Genomic DNA, 17,600 nt, shown 5'->3' on the forward strand with positions numbered 1-17,600 from the left:
ATTTTAGCGGGAAAAAAGTGTCAGGATCGGCAGATCATTCAGCATGGAACGAGTAACCCCGCCAAATACCAGTTCACGAAGACGCGACCGGCTATATGCGCCCATGACAAGCAGATCAGCGCGCTGGGCAATAATATGTTCACGAAGAACATCCTGCGCATTACGGTTATTGGATGCAAGTGGCACAAGACTGACATTCACATCATGACGTGACAAGGCTTCAGCCAGTTCACTACCAGCCAGCGCCTCATCTTCTCCCTCACGCTCAGGAGGGTCGATCCAGACAAGTTCTGTCCGGGTTGCAATTTTCATGAGTGGCAAAGCATCAAACGCAGCGCGAGCTGCTTCGCGCTTACCATTATATGCAACCACAATACGATCGATAGATTCGAGCGGAAGCACCGGCGCATAAGGCGCCAACAGAACCGGGCAACTGGAATTAAATACCAGTGTATCGGCTGTTTCATCATTGGTTGCAGGATCATCAGGGTCTGGCTGCCCAGCCACCAGCAATTCGGCTCCAAGACATAAACTCAGCACGCCATCTGCGGCTGTGCCTGTTTCCGAACGTATTATGCGGAACTCAGAATTGATCCCCTGACGGCGCATTTCTTCTTCAAAATGCTGCTTCAGGCGCTCCGACAGCTCTTTATGCTGCTTGTCGTGCAGCTCAAACATACCGGGATCAATAAATCCGTTAGGATCCGCATAAACGATAGGAGAGGGAACAGAATAAACGCCTATGACATGAATATCCGGAGTTTTTCGACTCAAAAGAGTAACTGCCGTCAGAACACGATTCAGTTCCGCTTCACTACGGGAGTAAGCCACCACCGTCTTATAGGGCATCTCAGTTCTCCTTCCGTCTATATTTCCATTCTATCATATGATGAATTCTAAGCTGAGATAAATTGAAAAATTAAGCTGCGCCCTGCTTTTGTAATTGAGCAATCATCCCTTCAATTGCACTCACAGCCCTATCAATTTTTACCTCATCACTGCCACGAACAACCAGCTCTGTACTGAACCGGCCATTTTCAAATTTTGGATAGGATCCAATGATCGTTTCCGGGTTTTCTTTCTGGATTTCTGCAAGTGGCGCACCAATAACACCCTCGCCAAACTGACAGCGCACAGCCTTCGACAAAAGTTTACGCCCTGTTTTCAACGTGGGCAGAATATTATCAAGCATGGCCTGAAAAACCGATGGAACTCCCGCCATCACATAGACATTGCCAATATGAAAACCGGGTGCAGCGGATACCGGATTCTCAATATGCTCAGCCCCCTGCGGCATGCGTGCCATGCGCTTTCGTGAATCGGTAAATTCAAGGTCTCGCTTTGCATAATTTTCAGCCAGCAACTGCATGGCTTTTTCATCATAAATGCAAGGCACTTCGAAAGCGCGTGACACAGCATCGGCGGTAATATCATCATGCGTAGGCCCAATTCCACCCGAGGTGAAAACATACTCATGGCCTGAGCGTAAAGCATTAAGTGCTGCAACAATGGCATCTTCATCATCAGGCACAATACGCACTTCTTTGAGATCAATACCGGCAGCCGTCAAAACATCGGCCAGATGACTGATATTCTTATCCTTTGTACGACCGGAAAGAAGTTCATCACCTATAGCAAGCATTGCAGCCGTCACGGTCTGCTGCGGGATATTCGTCATGCCCGGACTCCATTGTGTATATGCATAGTTAATCCCCGGCATAAGGATGCTGCAACTGATTTTATGTATTTTTGAAATTGGAAGACAGCCGTGAGATTATCCACTATCATCTAAACCAGTTGTTACAACTGCTCAAAACAGCTTGAATTTGCTCCACAAATCATGACATAGAAAAGTCCTGCTGCGGTCGTGGCGAAATTGGTATACGCAACGGACTTAAAATCCGTCGCCTTTTAGGCTTGCGGGTTCAAGTCCCGCCGACCGCACCACCTGTCCTCTCAAAAAAACACAACTGTTTTACTCATGTATTTTTTATGTTTCGTGCTTGTTTGCAGCATGAAAGCCATGTAGCCATGCGCAAATATTTTTATGGATGCAGAAAGCCAACCGATGACCGCCTTCGTTAAAGCCGTAGTGCAAGCTGAAACTTCCATGCGAGCACTCTTCCCTGAGACACCATTGCAGCGCAATGACTATCTTTCTCGTAAATACGGTGCGGAAGTCTGGCTCAAGCGTGAAGACCTGACCCCGGTGCGCTCTTATAAAATACGCGGTGCTTTCAATTTCATTTCACGCGCAGTAAAAACTGCCGATGAAAATGCCGTCTTTGTATGCGCTTCTGCTGGCAATCATGCGCAGGGTTTTGCCTTCGCCTGTCGGTATTTTGGTCGCAAGGGCGTGGTTTTCATGCCCGTGACAACGCCACAGCAAAAAATTGATAAAACCCGTGCCTTCGGTGCAGAATTTATCGAAATCAGGCTTGTCGGTGACATTTTCGATGTCTGCTACGCTGCATCGCAGGAGTTTGCCGCAGAGAATGGCGGTGTCATGGTACCGCCATTTGATCATCAGGGCATCATTGAAGGGCAGGCGACAGTTGCGCTTGAAATCGAACGGCAATTGCCGGATGGCAAAAAGCCGGATTATGTCTTTCTGCCTGTCGGTGGCGGCGGCCTGTCTGCGGGTGTTACACAATATTTCGATGGCCTTGGCTGGACAATTGCCTATCGCTTTATCGAACCACAAGGAGCTGCAAGCCTGAAAGGTAGCCTTGAAGCAGGCAAGAGGATCAAGCTGGGACAAGTCGATAATTTTGTCGATGGTGCTGCGGTTGCAGAAATTGGTAAGGAAAACTTCAAACTTCTCAAAGGCTTCGACAAGGATACTGTCATTACGGTTCCGGAAAACCGCCTATGCTCAACCATGATAGAAATGCTGAATATAGAAGGTGTTGTTTTAGAACCTGCCGGTGCGCTCGGTATTGATGCGCTCAAGGATTTCAAGAAAAGCGAACTCAAAGGCAAGCGTATTGTCATTGTCGTATCCGGCGGTAATTTCGACTTTGAACGCCTGCCAGATGTAAAAGAACGTGCCCTTCGCTATGAAGGACTCAAGAAATATTTCATTTTCCGCTTCCCGCAGCGCCCCGGTGCACTGCGCTCATTTCTTGATCTGCTGGGGCCGGAAGATGACGTTGCCCGCTTTGAATATCTGAAAAAATCTGCACGAAATTTTGGTTCCGTTCTGATTGGTATTGAAACAAAGAATGCCGCGAATTTCAAAATTCTTGAAAAGAAGTTTGCTGAAGCAGGATGGGCCTATCAGGATATTACTGACAATCAGGTACTTGCCGATTTCATTATCTGATTAAGCCAAAGACAAATTTAATTTGATTTTTTGGGCAAAACACCCCATATGGCGGTTCAGGCGCATGGGCTGAATAATTTCAGCCTTCCCGGAATCGGACTTGTTGCGTCTCGCCTCTTGCAGTCAAAATGGTTTGGCAGCAGGGGAGACCCGACTGGTTTCGGGCACGGCAGCGCAAGTCGACCGGATTATCCGGCGTCCCGTCGTACATTCACGAAATTCCCGTTCGGCAAGTTGCGCTTGCCCGAAGTTTTTAAAGTGGACCGCAACCATGTGGTGCCGCCGAAAGAGTTTAAATTGACCACTGAAATTATTGGTGAAAATATTGGCGGCTTTGCTGCCCTTGGTATTACCGGCGTATTGCTCAAAGGTGTTGAAGCTGCCGGTATGACCGAGCCAAAACCGATCCAGACACAGGCTATTCCGCATCAGCTGGAAGGCCGTGATATTCTGGGAATCGCGCAGACAGGTTCCGGCAAGACCGCTGCATTCAGCCTGCCGATCCTGCAGAAAATCATTGCCCTTGGTGACAAGCGCAAGGGCAAAACTGCACGCGCATTGATTCTCGCACCAACCCGCGAACTGGCTGTACAGATCGAGGAAACCATCCGCACTGTTGCCAAACAGGCGCATATCTCCACAGCACTTATTCTCGGCGGCGTATCGCGTTTGAGCCAGATCAAGCGCATGCAGGGTGGCGTAGATGTTCTCATTGCAACACCGGGTCGTCTGACTGATCTTGTGCGCGAAAACTGTGTTGATTTGTCCGAAACACGCTGGCTGGTTCTCGATGAAGCAGACCGTATGCTCGACATGGGCTTCATCAATGATGTGAAGCGCATTGCCAAGGGCACACATAAGAACCGTCAAACTGCACTTTTCTCGGCAACCATGCCAAAGGAAATCGCTGCACTGGCGCAGAGCCTGCTTCGCGATCCTGTACGCGTTGAAGTTGCACCTCAGGGTACGACTGCTGCAGAAATTACACAGGTCGTACATCCTGTCCCAACCAAGGAAAAGCGTCGTCTTCTCTCCGGTCTTCTGGGCGACAAGGGCATGAAATCGGTTATCGTCTTCACCCGCACCAAGCACGGCGCGGATGCGGTTGTTCGTCATCTCGAACGCGATGGCTTCGATGTTGCTGCAATCCATGGAAACAAATCGCAAAACGCCCGTCAGCGTGCGCTAAACGGCTTCCGTGATGGTACATTACGCATTCTGGTTGCGACAGATATTGCTGCACGCGGTATTGACGTTCCGGGCATCAGCCATGTTGTTAATTACGATTTACCGGATGAGCCTGAAACCTATGTGCACCGCATTGGCCGTACCGGCCGTAACGGCGCAACTGGCGCTTCGATCACCCTTTACGATGCAGCAACAGAAGATTCGAAGCTGCGTGCTGTTGAACGCGTGACGCGCAACAAGCTGACCATCAAGGAAGCTCCAGTCAAGCTTGCGCCAGCACCGGCTCCAAAATTCGATGATGCGGAAGACAGACCACGTTCGGATCGCAAGCCGGGTTCGCATTCTGTGCCACAGAAGCATCGCCGTCCAGCAAACAAAATGGCAAAGTCTGGCGAGCATCGCTCTGGCCAAAGTTCCCAAGGGGCAAAGCCAGTAGGTGGAGAAGGTGCTGCGAAGCCAAAGCGTCCATTCCATCGCAAGCGTCGCCCCGGCGGCGGTGGCGGCCAGCGCGCTGCGTAATATGTCAGAATGACGTTTCATTTAAACCGCCCTGTTTAGGGCGGTTTTTTCGTTTTTATAGGAATAACTAGTTCGCAATTGCAGTTTCACTTGGAAAATTATTCCCCGCTTGCTTGAAGAACTTCATGCTTCCACATAGTTTCCTCTCAACAGAAGGAACTGAAGCCATGCTCAATTCAGCGCTCGATGCTATCGGCAATACACCACTGATCCGCTTGAAAAAGGCTTCTGATATCACAGGCTGCGAGATCTACGGCAAGGCGGAGTTTCTCAATCCCGGACAATCAGTTAAAGACCGCGCAGCACTTTATATTATCCGTGATGCTGAAAAGCGCGGACTTTTGAAACCCGGCGGGGTTATCGTTGAAGGTACTGCAGGAAACACTGGAATCGGACTGACATTTGTTGCAAAGGCGCTTGGCTATCGCACCGTGATTGTCATCCCTGAAACGCAAAGTCAGGAAAAAAAGGATGCGCTGCGCCTTCTGGGTGCTGAATTGATCGAAGTGCCAGCCGCCCCTTATAGCAATCCAAACAACTATGTTCGACTGTCCGGTCGCCTTGCCGAGCAACTTGCCAAATCCGAACCCAATGGCGCAATCTGGGCCAATCAGTTCGATAATATTGCCAATCGCGTCGCGCATATAGAAACCACAGCACAGGAAATCTGGCGTGACACAAACGGCAAAGTTGATGGCTTTGTTTCGGCTGTAGGCTCAGGTGGTACGCTCGCAGGCACCGCATTGGGCCTGAAAGACAAGAATGCTGATATTAAAATCGCACTTGCTGATCCGCATGGCGCAGCACTCCATTCCTTCTACACCACAGGCGAATTAAAATCTGAAGGTGATTCCATCACGGAAGGCATCGGGCAGGGGCGTATCACGGCCAATCTCGAAGGCTTTTCACCTGATTTTTCCTATTCAATTGGCGATGCAGACGCACTCGATATTCTGTTTGATCTGGTGCAGGAGGAGGGGCTTTGCCTGGGTGGTTCATCCGGTATCAATATTGCCGGTGCAATCCGTCTTGCAAAAGACCTTGGGTCGGGGCACACCATCGTGACCGTGCTTTGTGACTATGGTAATCGTTACCAGTCCAAGCTGTTTAATCCAGCTTTCCTGCGTGGCAAAGATTTGCCTGTACCGGGCTGGCTGGAAACGAAAACTGAAATTCACATTCCGTACGAGGGATAATCATGGCATACGAGACTGAAGCGCTGTTTCGCGAAGATGCATATCTTAAAAGCGCTCACGGTTTGGTCGTGGCTGTGACAGACACCGGCGGGATTATTCTTGATCAGACCAATTTTTACGCCACTTCCGGCGGACAGCCGGGCGATACCGGATATTTTGAACGAGCTGACGGTTCACGCATTGAAATTGCAACAACCATTACCGGTGAGAACAAAAACGAAATCGTCCATGTGCCAGCCGAGGGGCAGGCGGTACCTGCTATTGGCGAAAAGCTTGCGCTGCATATCAATTGGCAACGCCGTTATAAATTGATGCGTATGCATACAGCCTGCCATCTGCTTTCTGTCGCATGCCCGTTTCCAATTACCGGCGCTTCGGTTGGCGAAGAGGAAAGCCGTGTGGATTTTGATCTGCCGGATGCGAATTACACCAAAGAATTCGTTACCGAAAAACTCAATGCCATGGTGAAAGCCAATGATCCCGTTGCACTGCGCTGGATCAGCGACGAAGAATTTCTGGCCAATCCTGATATTGTGAAGTCAAAGAACGTGCGTCCGCCAGTTGGTGCAGGGCGCCTACGCCTCGTGATCATTGGTGAAAATGGTTGTGTGGATTCGCAACCTTGCGGCGGAACACACGTTTCTACCACGCAGGAAGTGGGAGAAATCCACATTGGCAAGATCGAAAAGAAGGGCAAGGAAAATCGCCGCTTTCGCATTCGATTTGGCAACGCACCGCAAGTTTGAGAATTTCAGGAGCAATCATGTCCGATAAAAGCGCATTTGTTATCTCACGTAATGAGCTGAAAGCCCGGCTAGGAGAGCCCGGCCTCGCAATCGTTGATGCCTCCTGGTATTTGCCCGCAGCCGGTCGCAATGGGCGCAAGGAATATGATGCCGCCCATATTCCGCGTGCCGTCTTCTTTGATCAGGATGTGATTGCAGATAAGGATTCTGGCCTTCCGCATACCTTGCCTTCACCGGAGCTTTTTGCACGCCATGTAGGCGCAATGGGCATTACGGCGGATGAAACCGTTATTGTCTATGATGGACCCGGCATGTTTTCGGCACCGCGCGTCTGGTGGATGTTCCGCGTGATGGGCGTAAAGAATGTTCTGGTTCTAGACGGTGGTTTCGATGGCTGGAAGGCAGCATCTTTCCCAATTACCGATGAAATTACCAAAATTGCACCTACACTTTTTAAGCCTTCATTCAATGAAGAAAAGGTGGTTCCTTTTAAGGAAATGACCAAAATCGTTGAAGAACGCAGCTACCAGATTGCGGATGCACGCGCAGCAGGCCGCTTCACAGGCCAGCAAGCCGAACCGCGTGAAGGCATGCGTTCTGGTCATATGCCGGGTGCGCGCAACGTACCCGTTGGTACGCTCTCGGAAAATGGTGAACTCAAGAATCTCGACGATCTTCGAGAAATTTTTGTCAATGCCGGTATCGACCTCAACAAGCCTGTCGTAACCAGTTGCGGCTCAGGCGTAACAGCCGCCGTCATTACACTGGCATTGACGTCACTCGGTCATGAAAACAACAGGCTTTATGATGGCTCATGGAGCGAATGGGGCAGCAGACAGGATACACCTGTCGTGACCGGTGAAGCAGACCAGGCATGAGCGATAAACTGATTGCCAGAGTAACTCATCTGGAAATGACAGCGCGTCCAGCATTGTCATTTCCAGCTCCTTTCGGCCTCCGCCTTGCCATCATGCGTTCAACCGAAATGCCGGTGCATTTCTATCGTTATCTATATGAGCAGGTCGGGCGACAGCATCACTGGATGTTACGCCGCACCCAAAGCGATGCAGAAGTCGCTGAAGCTATTCATGCACAGAGCACAGATATTCATGTCCTCTATGCTGACGGCAATCCGGCTGGCCTGCTGGAACTTGATCTTTCCTCATTGCCTCAATCAGCGGAAATTCTTTATTTTGGTCTGGTTCCTGATTATCAGGGAAGGGGACTTGGAAAATTCTTTTTAAGCGAAGCAATTAGTGAGGCCTGGTCTCACAATCCTCAGAAAGTTACCATTCACACGAATACACTCGATAGCCCACGCGCTTTGCAGCTATATCAAAAAATGGGTTTTGTGCCGGTCGGCTGGTCTGAAGAAGAGGTTACACCTTGGAATTAGTGTGGCGAATCTGAAATTCTTATCATTTTGAAGCAGGGCTTTGATCGGATTTCAGATTCAAAACCGCACTGGGAAATATTCCGGCGCTAAATTATCCTCTTGCAACCTCACGTCCGTTGCTAATGGAAACGACGGACGCATTTGTGATGCGACCACTTTCTTCATCAAACACCACGCAGTTCCGTCCTCGTTGCTTGGCCATATAAAGGCAACGGTCAGCGCGACTTAGCACCTGTGAGTTGGTTTCATTTTTTGGTGCAGATGCAACGCCAATACTGATCGTCAGAGGATATATCTGATATTCTGTGGCATGGAATGGTGTGTTCTCTACCTCCACGCGTATCCTCTGCGCAACCCGCATACCGGTTTCCCCCGTTGCACCCGGAAGAAAAACGCAGAACTCTTCCCCGCCAATACGGCCAACAAGGTCGCCTTTACGTGTTACATTTTGCAAGGCAAAAGCGATCAGTTTAAGTGCCCGATCACCAACACTATGCCCGAATGTATCGTTGATTGCCTTGAAATGATCAGCATCAATGACGAGAAGGGTTCCGCTTTCAATACGCGAACGGCTGATTTTCATCGCATCAAACAGTGCTTCGCGGTTAAGAAGACCGGTCATATGATCGACACGCGAACGAGCTTGAAGCTCGCTATGAGCCTTTTCGAGCTGATGATATGCATTCTCAAGCTTTTCATGCTGCCTGAACACATAAAGCATCGAAGGAAATGCCGTTATCAGGGGGATACCGATGCTTAATCCGATAGCTATACGACCGGGTATAAACCCTGTGATTAACCCAACTACATAGCTCGTTCCGACAGAAAACAGAACTACAGACAACGTTATCAACGTTGCCTTCCATAAAACTGTTTTCATGCTCAAGAACTCCCCCAACGCAACGAATAAACTTTATACGCCTGTTTCTGAACCCTCTATGAACAGGACCGAACCGCTTCAGGACTTATAAGAGAAGTGTACATATGAGAAAAGATACTAATGCAATTTTTTATATACATGTATCATAATTGACGCAATTTAAGGTAGCGAATATATTTTAGAGTATTCTGATAAAATTGTATCTATAATCATATTCTGATTTTATTTATATTAAAAATAAATTGTAAAATAAAATTAGATTATATTCCGCTCTAAACAGGTCGGTTATGCAATTCAACAAATTTTATTTGAAGTATAATCTTAAAGATCAATGTTTCACTGAAGATGAATTATATTCATATTTTTATATTACAATTTAGAATCAAACTCCGTTACAAAAACAGCCTTTTATTTTTTATCTTATATTTGTTTTCTGGAAAACAGCCAGCCATGCCATAAAGCAAAATGCATTATGGCATAAAGATTATCTGCTCTATCATTGTTTTGAGAAAATGGCGGAGAACAGGCCATACAATTCAGGCCCGAATACGAATCGATCCACAGTCATCTCCATCCTTGATACAGACAGAGATGACGTGTCCTGCACAAGTTTATTTCAGCATGGAACCAGTGCTAACGCGACGGCTGTGCCAGCTGAAAGCCTCCTCAAGAAGGTGAGGGGTGTGGCCACCACGCTGACAGGCCCGTTGAAAATAATCATTCAACTGCTCCCGATAATCCGGATGAGCACAATTATTGATGATCAGTTTTGCGCGTTCACGCGGTGCAAGACCTCGTAAATCTGCAAGGCCTTGTTCGGTAACAAGAATATCGACATCGTGTTCGGTGTGATCAACATGCGTCACCATGGGTACAATTGACGAGATGGCGCCATTTTTTGCCTCGGATTTACTGACAAAAATAGAAATATAAGCGTTGCGCGCGAAATCGCCCGAACCGCCAATGCCATTCATCATATGTGTTCCATCGACATGGGTTGAATTCACATTGCCATAAATGTCGAATTCAAGCGCTGTATTAATACCGATAATACCCAGTCGACGAATAACCTCAGGATGATTGCTGATCTCCTGCGGCCGAAGAATTAACTTGTCACGATAACGGTCGATATTACTGAAAACACGCTCACCACATGCAGGGCTTAACGTGATTGAAGAGCCGGAAGCATAATCAAGTTTACCCGCATCGAACAATTCGAAAGTACTATCCTGTAGCACTTCGCTATACATACGAAGATTATGAAAAGGGCTATCAACAAAGCCATTCAGAACAGCATTTGCGATGGTGCCAATGCCGGCCTGTAGTGGATTAAGCGTCAGATCGAGACGACCGGCCTCAACTTCGTCCAGCAAAAATTCTATCAGATGCGAAGCAATAGCAACCGTTTCACTATCAGCTGCTTCAACCGTTGAAGCGCTGTCATTTTCCTGGGTTATGACAATGCCGGCAATCTTTTCAGGCGGGATCGGAATATAAGGCAACCCGACACGGCTATCGCAGGCTGTTACCGGGATTGGATCGCGGGAAGGGCGCTTTGTAGGAATATAGACGTCATGCAATCCCTCCAGCGCCAAAGGCTGATTGAGATTGACCTCGACAATGACCTTTTCTGCCAAAATTGCAAAACTGGCCGAATTACCAATCGATGTTGTTGGAATAATGCCGCCATTTTCAGTTATAGCCAGTGCTTCAACAACAGCATAATCGATAGGACCAATCTGGTTTGAGCGTAACTGTTCAACAGTTTCAGATAGATGCTGATCGATGAACATGACTTCACCGCGGTTGATAGCGGCGCGTAAAGTACGATCCACCTGAAAAGGCATACGACGCGCCAGCACATGCGCTTGCGTCAGCAGCTTATCGACATCATGCCCAAGGGAGGCTCCAGTAATCAGCGTGATTTGAAATGGATCATCGGCAGCGCGTGCAGCCATAGCGAGGGGAACAGCTTTCGCATCGCCAGCACGGGTAAATCCACTCATCCCAACGATCATGCCATCTTTGATCAGGCTTGCGGCATGTTCTGCAGTGATGATTTTATCACGCAAAGACGCGTTCCTGATACGATCTTGCAACATGTTTTCTACCTTCTTTACAGTCCGGCCTCAGACCTTGAATACTTCCTCCAGCCTATAAACGTTTAAGCTGGTGGCCAAATTCGACGTTAGGAGTAATAGCCGAAGCGCATAAATATTACATGCATGCTTTGGTCTTATGAGATCGGCAATCAGCAATTACATTGAAATGCCGTATCAGGAAAATGATTATAATCAAAATATGAACAGGTGAGTTTCTTGCACTGGGTAAACAATTGATATTATTGCAATAATCACTTCAAACCAGAGTCATACCCACTCCATATAATAAAGTCGCATAAGATAGATTATGGAACCAAACGATCTTGATCCCATATTAAATAAGCCATCCAGGACTCAAACACGTTGCGCTATAAAAAGATGTCCCGGAACCGGTGCTCCTTGTTCATTACGAACAACTATATCCTCGCAGCGAATGCATTTCATTCCATGCTCAGATAGCAGCGAACGCACATAGGACTGTGCATGAGCAAAGCGCTGATAATCACCCACCATAAAATCACGTTCAGCAAACCGCTCGTCAGGCTGCGTTTCACTGGAGAAACAGAAATAACCTTCCATATGCAAATGATTGGCTACACCGGAAAAAAACTGATCCAGCGCCCCCATATATGGCAACACATCGGTTGCGACAATCAAGTCCCACTTACCTTCTTCAGTGGTCTCAAGAAAACGTACCGCTTCACCAACGAAAAGAGCGTCGTAATCGCCTTTTTCATAGGCCACTTCGATCATGTTTTCAGATATATCGACACCGGTCTTGTGATCGGCCATATCGTCCAGAGCATCGGCAGAAAGCCCCGTTCCGCAACCAATATCCAACATTCTACTGGCCTGAAAGTCAGCATCCATCTCCAGAAGCATATTACGCAATTGAAGCGGCACATCATAATCAAGCTGATCGACAAGAATCGTATCAAACATTTCTGCATGCTGATCAAAAAGCGTTGCTACATAAGCATCAGGTGCTTTTGAAGGAACCGCGCCACGCCCCATACTGGCCAGACGGACAGCCACGCCGCCATGGTCTTCAGGATCCAGCTTCAATACGTCTTCATATGCTGCCGCAGCAGCATCAAAATCACCGGATTTTTCAAGCGAAAGCGCATGATTATATGCTTTTGCCAATGCTTCGTGATCAAACACATCACTATGCTTGTTTGACATCCAAACTTAGCCTTTCCAGCCATACACAGCAAAATACATATCCAGAAAAATATGCAACACACTACAAGACTCATTTCCCGCTCAAGCTTTATTAAACCCGGACAGGATCATGAAAAACGCCCCTGCCCGTTTTCCTACGCTTATCCATTTATGCTTGCAAGCGCGGCTAGGGTCAGGACTCATTAATTTAATGAGAATGGCATCTGAAATGACCAGATATGTTAGGAGAGACGTGAGGACCGGGGTTGTTCCCCCGGTTGAGCGGCTCGACGAAGCAGATCACCCAAATCGCATAGTTGGCATTTCGATGTCCGAAGGATGTGGTCCATCCGCCCGGTCTACTTCGTCGTAAAGTCTTGAAAATGAACCCGAACTGGCTCTGAAAATATTTATTCACAAGAAAACAGATTGTTGATGAACTTATAATCAAAATAAAAATACAGATATAATAGAAACCATGCTAAATTTTAATTAAATTTATTGCATTATCTATAAGTAATGGAGAATAAATTGATTAATAAAATTATTACATTAAATATAAGTATAATTATTATTATATCTATTCTTCATCCTGCCCGGTCAGATTCAGAGCAGAATTTAGCAAAAAAGCTCGCCAATCCGGTTTCAAATCTGATCAGCGTACCATTGCAAAGCAATTATGACTGCTGTTATGGGCCAAAAGACGCCTATCGATACACGTTAAAAATTCAACCTGTCGTGCCTTTTTCTCTAAATAGTGAGTGGAATATTATCGCACGTACTATTGTACCGATTGTCTATCAGCAGGCTCCGGCTGATGGTTTCAATGATCGTTTTGGTCTGAGCGATATTGAGCAAAGCTTCTTTTTCTCACCTAAAGAGACACTTGGTGGCATAACATGGGGTTTTGGTCCAGTATTGCTGTGGCCAACTGCAACCAGTCGAGAACTTGGAACGGGAAAATGGGGTGCGGGTCCTACTGGAGTTATACTCAGACAACATGATGGCTGGACCTATGGTACACTGGCCAATCACATCTGGTCTTATATGGGAAACAGTGATCGCGCAGATATAAACCAGAGTTTCATACAACCATTTATAACCTATAATTTCCCGGATACGACTGCACTAAGCCTTTCAACGGAAACATCTTATGATTGGACGTCCCGGCAATGGACTGTTCCAGTCAATGCAGGCATATCTAAAGTATTCAAGTTCGGCGAACAACGCGTCAGCATAGGTGTTTCAGCACGTTATTATGCACAAGCACCATCAGAGGCACCTAAATGGGGTGCTCGTTTTGTAACGACATTCCTGTTTCCTGAAAGATAAATTGCTATTCTGCCGCGGTCTTTGTTGCCATTTGCATATGCTGCTGATCAGCGAGTTTTCGCGCAATGACTGCACAGGCCATGAGCTGTATCTGATGGAACAGCATGAGCGGCAATACAATACTGCCCACATCTGCGCCAACAAAGATCGCACTGGCCATAGGCGCACCACTGGCGAGGCTTTTCTTTGAACCGCAAAACATGATCGTAATACGGTCTGCATGATTAAATCCAAGCCATTTGCTGCCATACCAGGTAGCAAGCATGACAATGACCAACAATAAGATACTGACACCGGTCATGACACCAAGATCGTTCCATGAAACCCTGTGCCACAATCCTTCTACAACCGCTTCACTGAATGCAAGATAAACGACCATAAGAATCGAACCGCGATCAACGAGTCCGAGCGATTTGCCATGACGACGCATGAAATTGCCAATCCAAGGCTGGAGTATCTGTCCCAGTACAAATGGCGCAAGCAATTGCAGCAAAATAGACTCAAGTGCATCAACTGAAATTCCGCCACCGCCCTTGACGGCAAACAGCAGCCCCACAAGCATGGGGGTTAGAAACATACCAAAAATGTTGGATGCTGACGCAGCGACAACGGCTGCAGATACATTACCACCGGCCATCGAAGTAAAAGCAATCGAAGATTGTACTGTCGAAGGCAGAACACAAAGATAGAGAATACCCAGATAGAATGGTGACTGCGAAAGTCCCGGAATCGTCCAGCCTGCAATCAGACCTAAAATCGGAAACAGAACAAATGTAGAGCAGATGACCGCAAGATGTAACCGCCAATGCGTGACACCGGCAACCACAGCCTCGCGCGACAAACGCGCCCCGTGCAGGAAGAACAAAAGCCCAACTGCGATTTTGGTTGCGATACCAAACCATTCTGCAAAGTCTCCCTGCACCGGAAGAAATGATGCAAGCAGAATGGTGACAATCAACATACTAGTGAATTTATCGGGCAGAAAACGCATAATGTTCTCAATCCTGTAGAAAATCAGCTTTTGTGCAGTACTTCAGGATCGAATGAGTACGGTCACTTTTACGGAAAATGGGCTGTGATAGGTTTGAAATTTTACTTGATTTCATAGCCATCAGGGTTTTTCGACTGCCAGTTCCACATATCCTTGCACATTTCACGTAACCCCTTCTCAGCAGTCCAGCCAAGAAAATCACGAGCAAAAGCAGGATCCGCATAACATTCAGCAACATCACCCGGACGGCGCGGAGCAATCTCATATTTGATTTCGCGGTTTGAGACATGTTCAAAAGCCTTGACCACATCAAATACGCTATACCCCTGCCCTGTCCCCAGATTAACCGAAAAACATTGAGGATCATCCAGTTTTTTCAATGCTTTGAGATGACCTGCTGCCAGATCCACAACGTGAATATAATCCCGAACACCTGTGCCGTCTGGCGTAGCGTAATCATTGCCCCAGATATTGAGCTTCTCACGGCGCCCAGTTGCTACCTGTGCAATGATCGGCATCAGATTATTCGGAATACCTTTTGGATCTTCGCCGATAAGACCACTTTCATGGGCCCCAACCGGATTGAAATAGCGCAAAATAGCGATCTTCCAGCTATTGTCACTGTTATAAAGATCGCGCAACATATCTTCGACCACAAGTTTCGTACGACCATAAGGGTTAGTGGCAGAAAGCGGCTGATCTTCTGTAATTGGCAGTTTTTGCGGATCGCCATACACCGTTGCCGACGAACTGAAAACAAGTGTTTTCACACCTGTCGTTTCCATGGCCTGCAAAAGACGCAATGTGCCCAACACATTGCAGTCGTAATAATGCAATGGCTTTTCAGTCGATTCACCAACAGCCTTAAGCCCGGCAAAATGAATAACCGCAGTACATTTATGACGAGTAATGATTTTTTCGATCAAGGCACGGTCACGAATGTCGCCCGGCTCACGTATAGGTGCTCGACCAGCAATCTTCTCCACGCGATGGAGTGCCTCAGGATTGCTGTTATCGAAGTTATCAACCACAACAACATCATATCCTGCTTCAATCAGCTGTACGCATGTATGCGAACCAATATAACCAGCACCACCAGTTACGAGAATCGTCATTGTTTCCATACCTGTCTGTTGAACATGCCGCACCAATGTGCAATCCCATGAGTGTTTAATACCTGACTATGCAAAATAACAACCAACAGCAACCCAAATTCCCTGCCCTCATTTTATAACCATCGTTTGTTTTAACCAAACGACATCAATTCTTACGGAGCGAAGATGGAACCCTCGCAAAATATCGACCGTCTTCTTGAGATAATGGTTGCCTTGCGCGACCCGCAAACCGGTTGCCCTTGGGATATAGAACAAACCTCCAAGTCAATAGCACCCTATACGCTCGAAGAAGTCTATGAAGTGCTTGATGCTATTGAACGCGACGATATGGATGATTTTTGCGAAGAGCTGGGCGATCTGCTTTTACAGGTAGTTTTTCACGCACGCATGGCAGAAGAAGACGGAAAATTCGCTTTTGGTGATGTTGTAGAAGCTATTACCCGCAAAATGATCCGCCGCCATCCGCATGTGTTTGGCGATGAGGAAGCCAGAAATGCAGGCATGGCAAAAGGATCATGGAACCGTATCAAGGCTGAAGAAAAAGCAGAACGTGCTAAACGTCGGGCAAAACTCGGCCTGGAAACAATTGAGAAGAATCGCTATCTTGATGACATTCCCAACGCTTTTCCTGCCCTGCTCCGTGCTTTGAAGCTTCAGCAGAAAGCCGCCAAGGTTGGTTTTGACTGGTCAGAAGCAGCGCCAATTCTGGGTAAGATTTCTGAAGAAACGGCAGAACTTAAAGAAGCAATGGCATCTCAGGACAAAGCGCATATCGCGGAAGAATATGGTGATCTGCTATTTGCGATGGTCAATCTTGGCCGCCATCTCGAAATTGATGCGGAAACAGCCTTGATTGCTGCTAATGACAAATTCAAGCGCCGCTTCGATTTTATTGAAGCAACTTTAAATGCCTCGGGAAGCAGCCTTGAAGCGGCACAACTCGATGACATGGAAGCCATCTGGATCGAAGCGAAAAAAAATGGGCTTTAATCAGCCCCTCTTTTCAGACCTTATCGTCCCACTTTGGACGGAACATTTGATAGACATCTTCCGTCGTCGCATAGTCCATATAGCCAAGCCGTGTCACAGGCTTGGCTTTTTTGATGTCAAACAGTCCGTCCGTCAGCACGCTTTCATCAATATGAACACCGACGACTTCGCCGATCACCATATAATTATCAGTCAAGCGGCCTTCTTTGCTTTGCAAGCGTTTGATCTCGACTGCAACACATTCAAGGGCTGCATAAGCCTCTTTAACAAAAGGCGCTGCAATCAACTTGCTGTGTGCGGCTGTCAAACCTGTATAGTCAAATTCACTCACGCCGCGCGGTGCATTCACCGAAGAAGCATTCATCTGTTCTTTGAGATGATCGCTGACCAGACTGGCAGTAAATTCCCCTGTCTCTTCGATAAATGAAACACTGTCTTTAAAACCGCTGGATGAAAACATAATCATCGGCGGCGTGTCACATATTGCATTGAAAAATGAATATGGTGAAAGATTCATCGCGCCATCTTTAGACCGAGTACCTATCCAGCCGATAGGACGGGGCGCGACAATCGCCTTTAATGGATTATGGGGAAGAGTATGCCCAACCGATGGTTCATAAAACATATATGTTTTCCGATAGTTACAACTTTTTATA

The 17,600-nt window shown here is 47.3% G+C and carries 16 protein-coding genes, 1 tRNA gene and 1 pseudogene; 9 read left to right on the plus strand and 9 right to left on the minus strand.

The window, feature by feature from the left end; genetic code table 11:
• Nucleotides 1-3 precede the first annotated feature (3 nt).
• Together FHY56_RS07785 and FHY56_RS07790 are read right to left on the minus strand one after the other, a co-directional pair.
• Nucleotides 4-849 carry a universal stress protein gene (locus FHY56_RS07785; RefSeq protein ID WP_140904605.1) on the minus strand — a complete coding sequence of 282 codons (846 nt, stop codon included), beginning with the start codon at nucleotides 847-849 and terminating at the stop codon, nucleotides 4-6.
• 70 nt (nucleotides 850-919) lie between these two features.
• Nucleotides 920-1,678 carry a competence/damage-inducible protein A gene (locus FHY56_RS07790; RefSeq protein WP_140904606.1) on the minus strand — a complete coding sequence of 253 codons (759 nt, stop codon included), beginning with the start codon at nucleotides 1,676-1,678 and terminating at the stop codon, nucleotides 920-922.
• A gap of 183 nt (nucleotides 1,679-1,861) precedes the next feature.
• Here FHY56_RS07790 and FHY56_RS07795 point away from each other — a divergent pair.
• Nucleotides 1,862-1,947, plus strand: a tRNA-Leu gene (locus tag FHY56_RS07795).
• A 9-nt stretch (nucleotides 1,948-1,956) separates the two neighbouring features.
• Here the strand turns inward: FHY56_RS07795 and FHY56_RS17900 are convergent.
• Nucleotides 1,957-2,112 (minus strand): hypothetical protein, encoded by a 156-nt coding sequence (locus tag FHY56_RS17900; protein ID WP_168927593.1) that lies wholly within the window; start codon nucleotides 2,110-2,112, stop codon nucleotides 1,957-1,959.
• On the opposite strand from FHY56_RS17900, the gene ilvA reads away from it, so the two are divergent.
• From ilvA to FHY56_RS07825, 6 genes and pseudogenes are all read left to right on the plus strand, one after another.
• Nucleotides 2,069-3,325: a threonine ammonia-lyase IlvA gene (gene ilvA, locus FHY56_RS07800; protein ID WP_140904607.1), complete on the plus strand. Its 1,257-nt coding sequence runs from the start codon at nucleotides 2,069-2,071 to the stop codon at nucleotides 3,323-3,325. The genes FHY56_RS17900 and ilvA overlap by 44 nt on opposite strands.
• A gap of 64 nt (nucleotides 3,326-3,389) precedes the next feature.
• A pseudogene (locus FHY56_RS07805) lies at nucleotides 3,390-5,032 on the plus strand (DEAD/DEAH box helicase).
• A 167-nt stretch (nucleotides 5,033-5,199) separates the two neighbouring features.
• On the plus strand, nucleotides 5,200-6,228 hold the full coding sequence (locus FHY56_RS07810) for a cysteine synthase A (RefSeq protein ID WP_140904715.1): 1,029 nt from the start codon (nucleotides 5,200-5,202) through the stop codon (nucleotides 6,226-6,228).
• Nucleotides 6,229-6,230: 2 nt separating this feature from the next.
• The gene (locus FHY56_RS07815) at nucleotides 6,231-6,974 is read left to right on the plus strand and encodes an alanyl-tRNA editing protein (RefSeq protein ID WP_140904608.1); all 744 of its coding nucleotides are present in this window, start codon (nucleotides 6,231-6,233) and stop codon (nucleotides 6,972-6,974) included.
• Nucleotides 6,975-6,991: 17 nt separating this feature from the next.
• Complete coding sequence (gene sseA, locus FHY56_RS07820; protein ID WP_140904609.1) at nucleotides 6,992-7,852, plus strand: 3-mercaptopyruvate sulfurtransferase; 861 nt, start codon at nucleotides 6,992-6,994, stop codon at nucleotides 7,850-7,852.
• On the plus strand, nucleotides 7,849-8,370 hold the full coding sequence (locus FHY56_RS07825; RefSeq protein WP_140904610.1) for a GNAT family N-acetyltransferase: 522 nt from the start codon (nucleotides 7,849-7,851) through the stop codon (nucleotides 8,368-8,370). The genes sseA and FHY56_RS07825 overlap by 4 nt, the downstream gene beginning before the upstream one ends.
• Nucleotides 8,371-8,461: 91 nt before the next feature.
• Here the strand turns inward: FHY56_RS07825 and FHY56_RS07830 are convergent, their stop codons facing one another.
• The 3 genes from FHY56_RS07830 to FHY56_RS07840 all read right to left on the minus strand — a co-directional run bounded on the left by FHY56_RS07830 (nucleotide 8,462) and on the right by FHY56_RS07840 (nucleotide 12,537).
• Nucleotides 8,462-9,250, minus strand: coding sequence for a GGDEF domain-containing protein (locus FHY56_RS07830; protein ID WP_140904611.1), 789 nt, complete (start codon nucleotides 9,248-9,250; stop codon nucleotides 8,462-8,464).
• Between the two features lie 611 nt (nucleotides 9,251-9,861).
• A complete protein-coding gene (locus FHY56_RS07835) occupies nucleotides 9,862-11,352 on the minus strand; it encodes an acetyl-CoA hydrolase/transferase family protein (RefSeq protein ID WP_140904612.1) in 1,491 nt (496 codons plus the stop codon).
• A 354-nt stretch (nucleotides 11,353-11,706) separates the two neighbouring features.
• Complete coding sequence (locus tag FHY56_RS07840) at nucleotides 11,707-12,537, minus strand: methyltransferase domain-containing protein (RefSeq protein ID WP_140904613.1); 831 nt, start codon at nucleotides 12,535-12,537, stop codon at nucleotides 11,707-11,709.
• A gap of 510 nt (nucleotides 12,538-13,047) precedes the next feature.
• Here FHY56_RS07840 and FHY56_RS07845 point away from each other — a divergent pair.
• Complete coding sequence (locus tag FHY56_RS07845; protein ID WP_140904614.1) at nucleotides 13,048-13,848, plus strand: hypothetical protein; 801 nt, start codon at nucleotides 13,048-13,050, stop codon at nucleotides 13,846-13,848.
• 4 nt (nucleotides 13,849-13,852) lie between these two features.
• Here the strand turns inward: FHY56_RS07845 and FHY56_RS07850 are convergent, their stop codons facing one another.
• Both FHY56_RS07850 and galE read right to left on the minus strand, forming a co-directional pair.
• Complete coding sequence (locus FHY56_RS07850) at nucleotides 13,853-14,839, minus strand: bile acid:sodium symporter family protein (RefSeq protein WP_140904615.1); 987 nt, start codon at nucleotides 14,837-14,839, stop codon at nucleotides 13,853-13,855.
• 101 nt (nucleotides 14,840-14,940) lie between these two features.
• Nucleotides 14,941-15,954: a UDP-glucose 4-epimerase GalE gene (galE, locus tag FHY56_RS07855; RefSeq protein WP_140904616.1), complete on the minus strand. Its 1,014-nt coding sequence runs from the start codon at nucleotides 15,952-15,954 to the stop codon at nucleotides 14,941-14,943.
• Nucleotides 15,955-16,119: 165 nt separating this feature from the next.
• Here galE and mazG point away from each other — a divergent pair, with 165 nt between their 5' ends.
• Nucleotides 16,120-16,944 carry a nucleoside triphosphate pyrophosphohydrolase gene (mazG, locus tag FHY56_RS07860; RefSeq protein WP_140904617.1) on the plus strand — a complete coding sequence of 275 codons (825 nt, stop codon included), beginning with the start codon at nucleotides 16,120-16,122 and terminating at the stop codon, nucleotides 16,942-16,944.
• A 13-nt stretch (nucleotides 16,945-16,957) separates the two neighbouring features.
• Here mazG and FHY56_RS07865 read toward each other — a convergent pair whose 3' ends face one another.
• Nucleotides 16,958-17,569 carry a flavin reductase family protein gene (locus tag FHY56_RS07865; RefSeq protein WP_140904716.1) on the minus strand — a complete coding sequence of 204 codons (612 nt, stop codon included), beginning with the start codon at nucleotides 17,567-17,569 and terminating at the stop codon, nucleotides 16,958-16,960.
• Nucleotides 17,570-17,600: the final 31 nt, after the last annotated feature.

Origin of the sequence: Brucella gallinifaecis (assembly GCF_006476605.1) — a bacterium.
Classification (GTDB): Bacteria; Pseudomonadota; Alphaproteobacteria; order Rhizobiales; family Rhizobiaceae; genus Brucella; species Brucella gallinifaecis.

Coding starts and splice junctions, on each gene's coding strand:
- FHY56_RS07790 (WP_140904606.1), bottom strand. CDS start 1,678: ATGACGAATATCCCGCAGCAGACCGTGACGGCTGCAATGCTTGCTATA.
- FHY56_RS07865 (WP_140904716.1), bottom strand. CDS start 17,569: ATGTTTTATGAACCATCGGTTGGGCATACTCTTCCCCATAATCCATTA.
- FHY56_RS07815 (WP_140904608.1), top strand. CDS start 6,231: ATGGCATACGAGACTGAAGCGCTGTTTCGCGAAGATGCATATCTTAAA.
- FHY56_RS07850 (WP_140904615.1), bottom strand. CDS start 14,839: ATGCGTTTTCTGCCCGATAAATTCACTAGTATGTTGATTGTCACCATT.
- FHY56_RS07835 (WP_140904612.1), bottom strand. CDS start 11,352: ATGTTGCAAGATCGTATCAGGAACGCGTCTTTGCGTGATAAAATCATC.
- sseA (WP_140904609.1), top strand. CDS start 6,992: ATGTCCGATAAAAGCGCATTTGTTATCTCACGTAATGAGCTGAAAGCC.
- FHY56_RS07830 (WP_140904611.1), bottom strand. CDS start 9,250: ATGAAAACAGTTTTATGGAAGGCAACGTTGATAACGTTGTCTGTAGTT.
- FHY56_RS17900 (WP_168927593.1), bottom strand. CDS start 2,112: ATGGAAGTTTCAGCTTGCACTACGGCTTTAACGAAGGCGGTCATCGGT.
- ilvA (WP_140904607.1), top strand. CDS start 2,069: ATGACCGCCTTCGTTAAAGCCGTAGTGCAAGCTGAAACTTCCATGCGA.
- FHY56_RS07785 (WP_140904605.1), bottom strand. CDS start 849: ATGCCCTATAAGACGGTGGTGGCTTACTCCCGTAGTGAAGCGGAACTG.
- galE (WP_140904616.1), bottom strand. CDS start 15,954: ATGACGATTCTCGTAACTGGTGGTGCTGGTTATATTGGTTCGCATACA.
- FHY56_RS07840 (WP_140904613.1), bottom strand. CDS start 12,537: ATGTCAAACAAGCATAGTGATGTGTTTGATCACGAAGCATTGGCAAAA.
- FHY56_RS07810 (WP_140904715.1), top strand. CDS start 5,200: ATGCTCAATTCAGCGCTCGATGCTATCGGCAATACACCACTGATCCGC.
- FHY56_RS07825 (WP_140904610.1), top strand. CDS start 7,849: ATGAGCGATAAACTGATTGCCAGAGTAACTCATCTGGAAATGACAGCG.
- mazG (WP_140904617.1), top strand. CDS start 16,120: ATGGAACCCTCGCAAAATATCGACCGTCTTCTTGAGATAATGGTTGCC.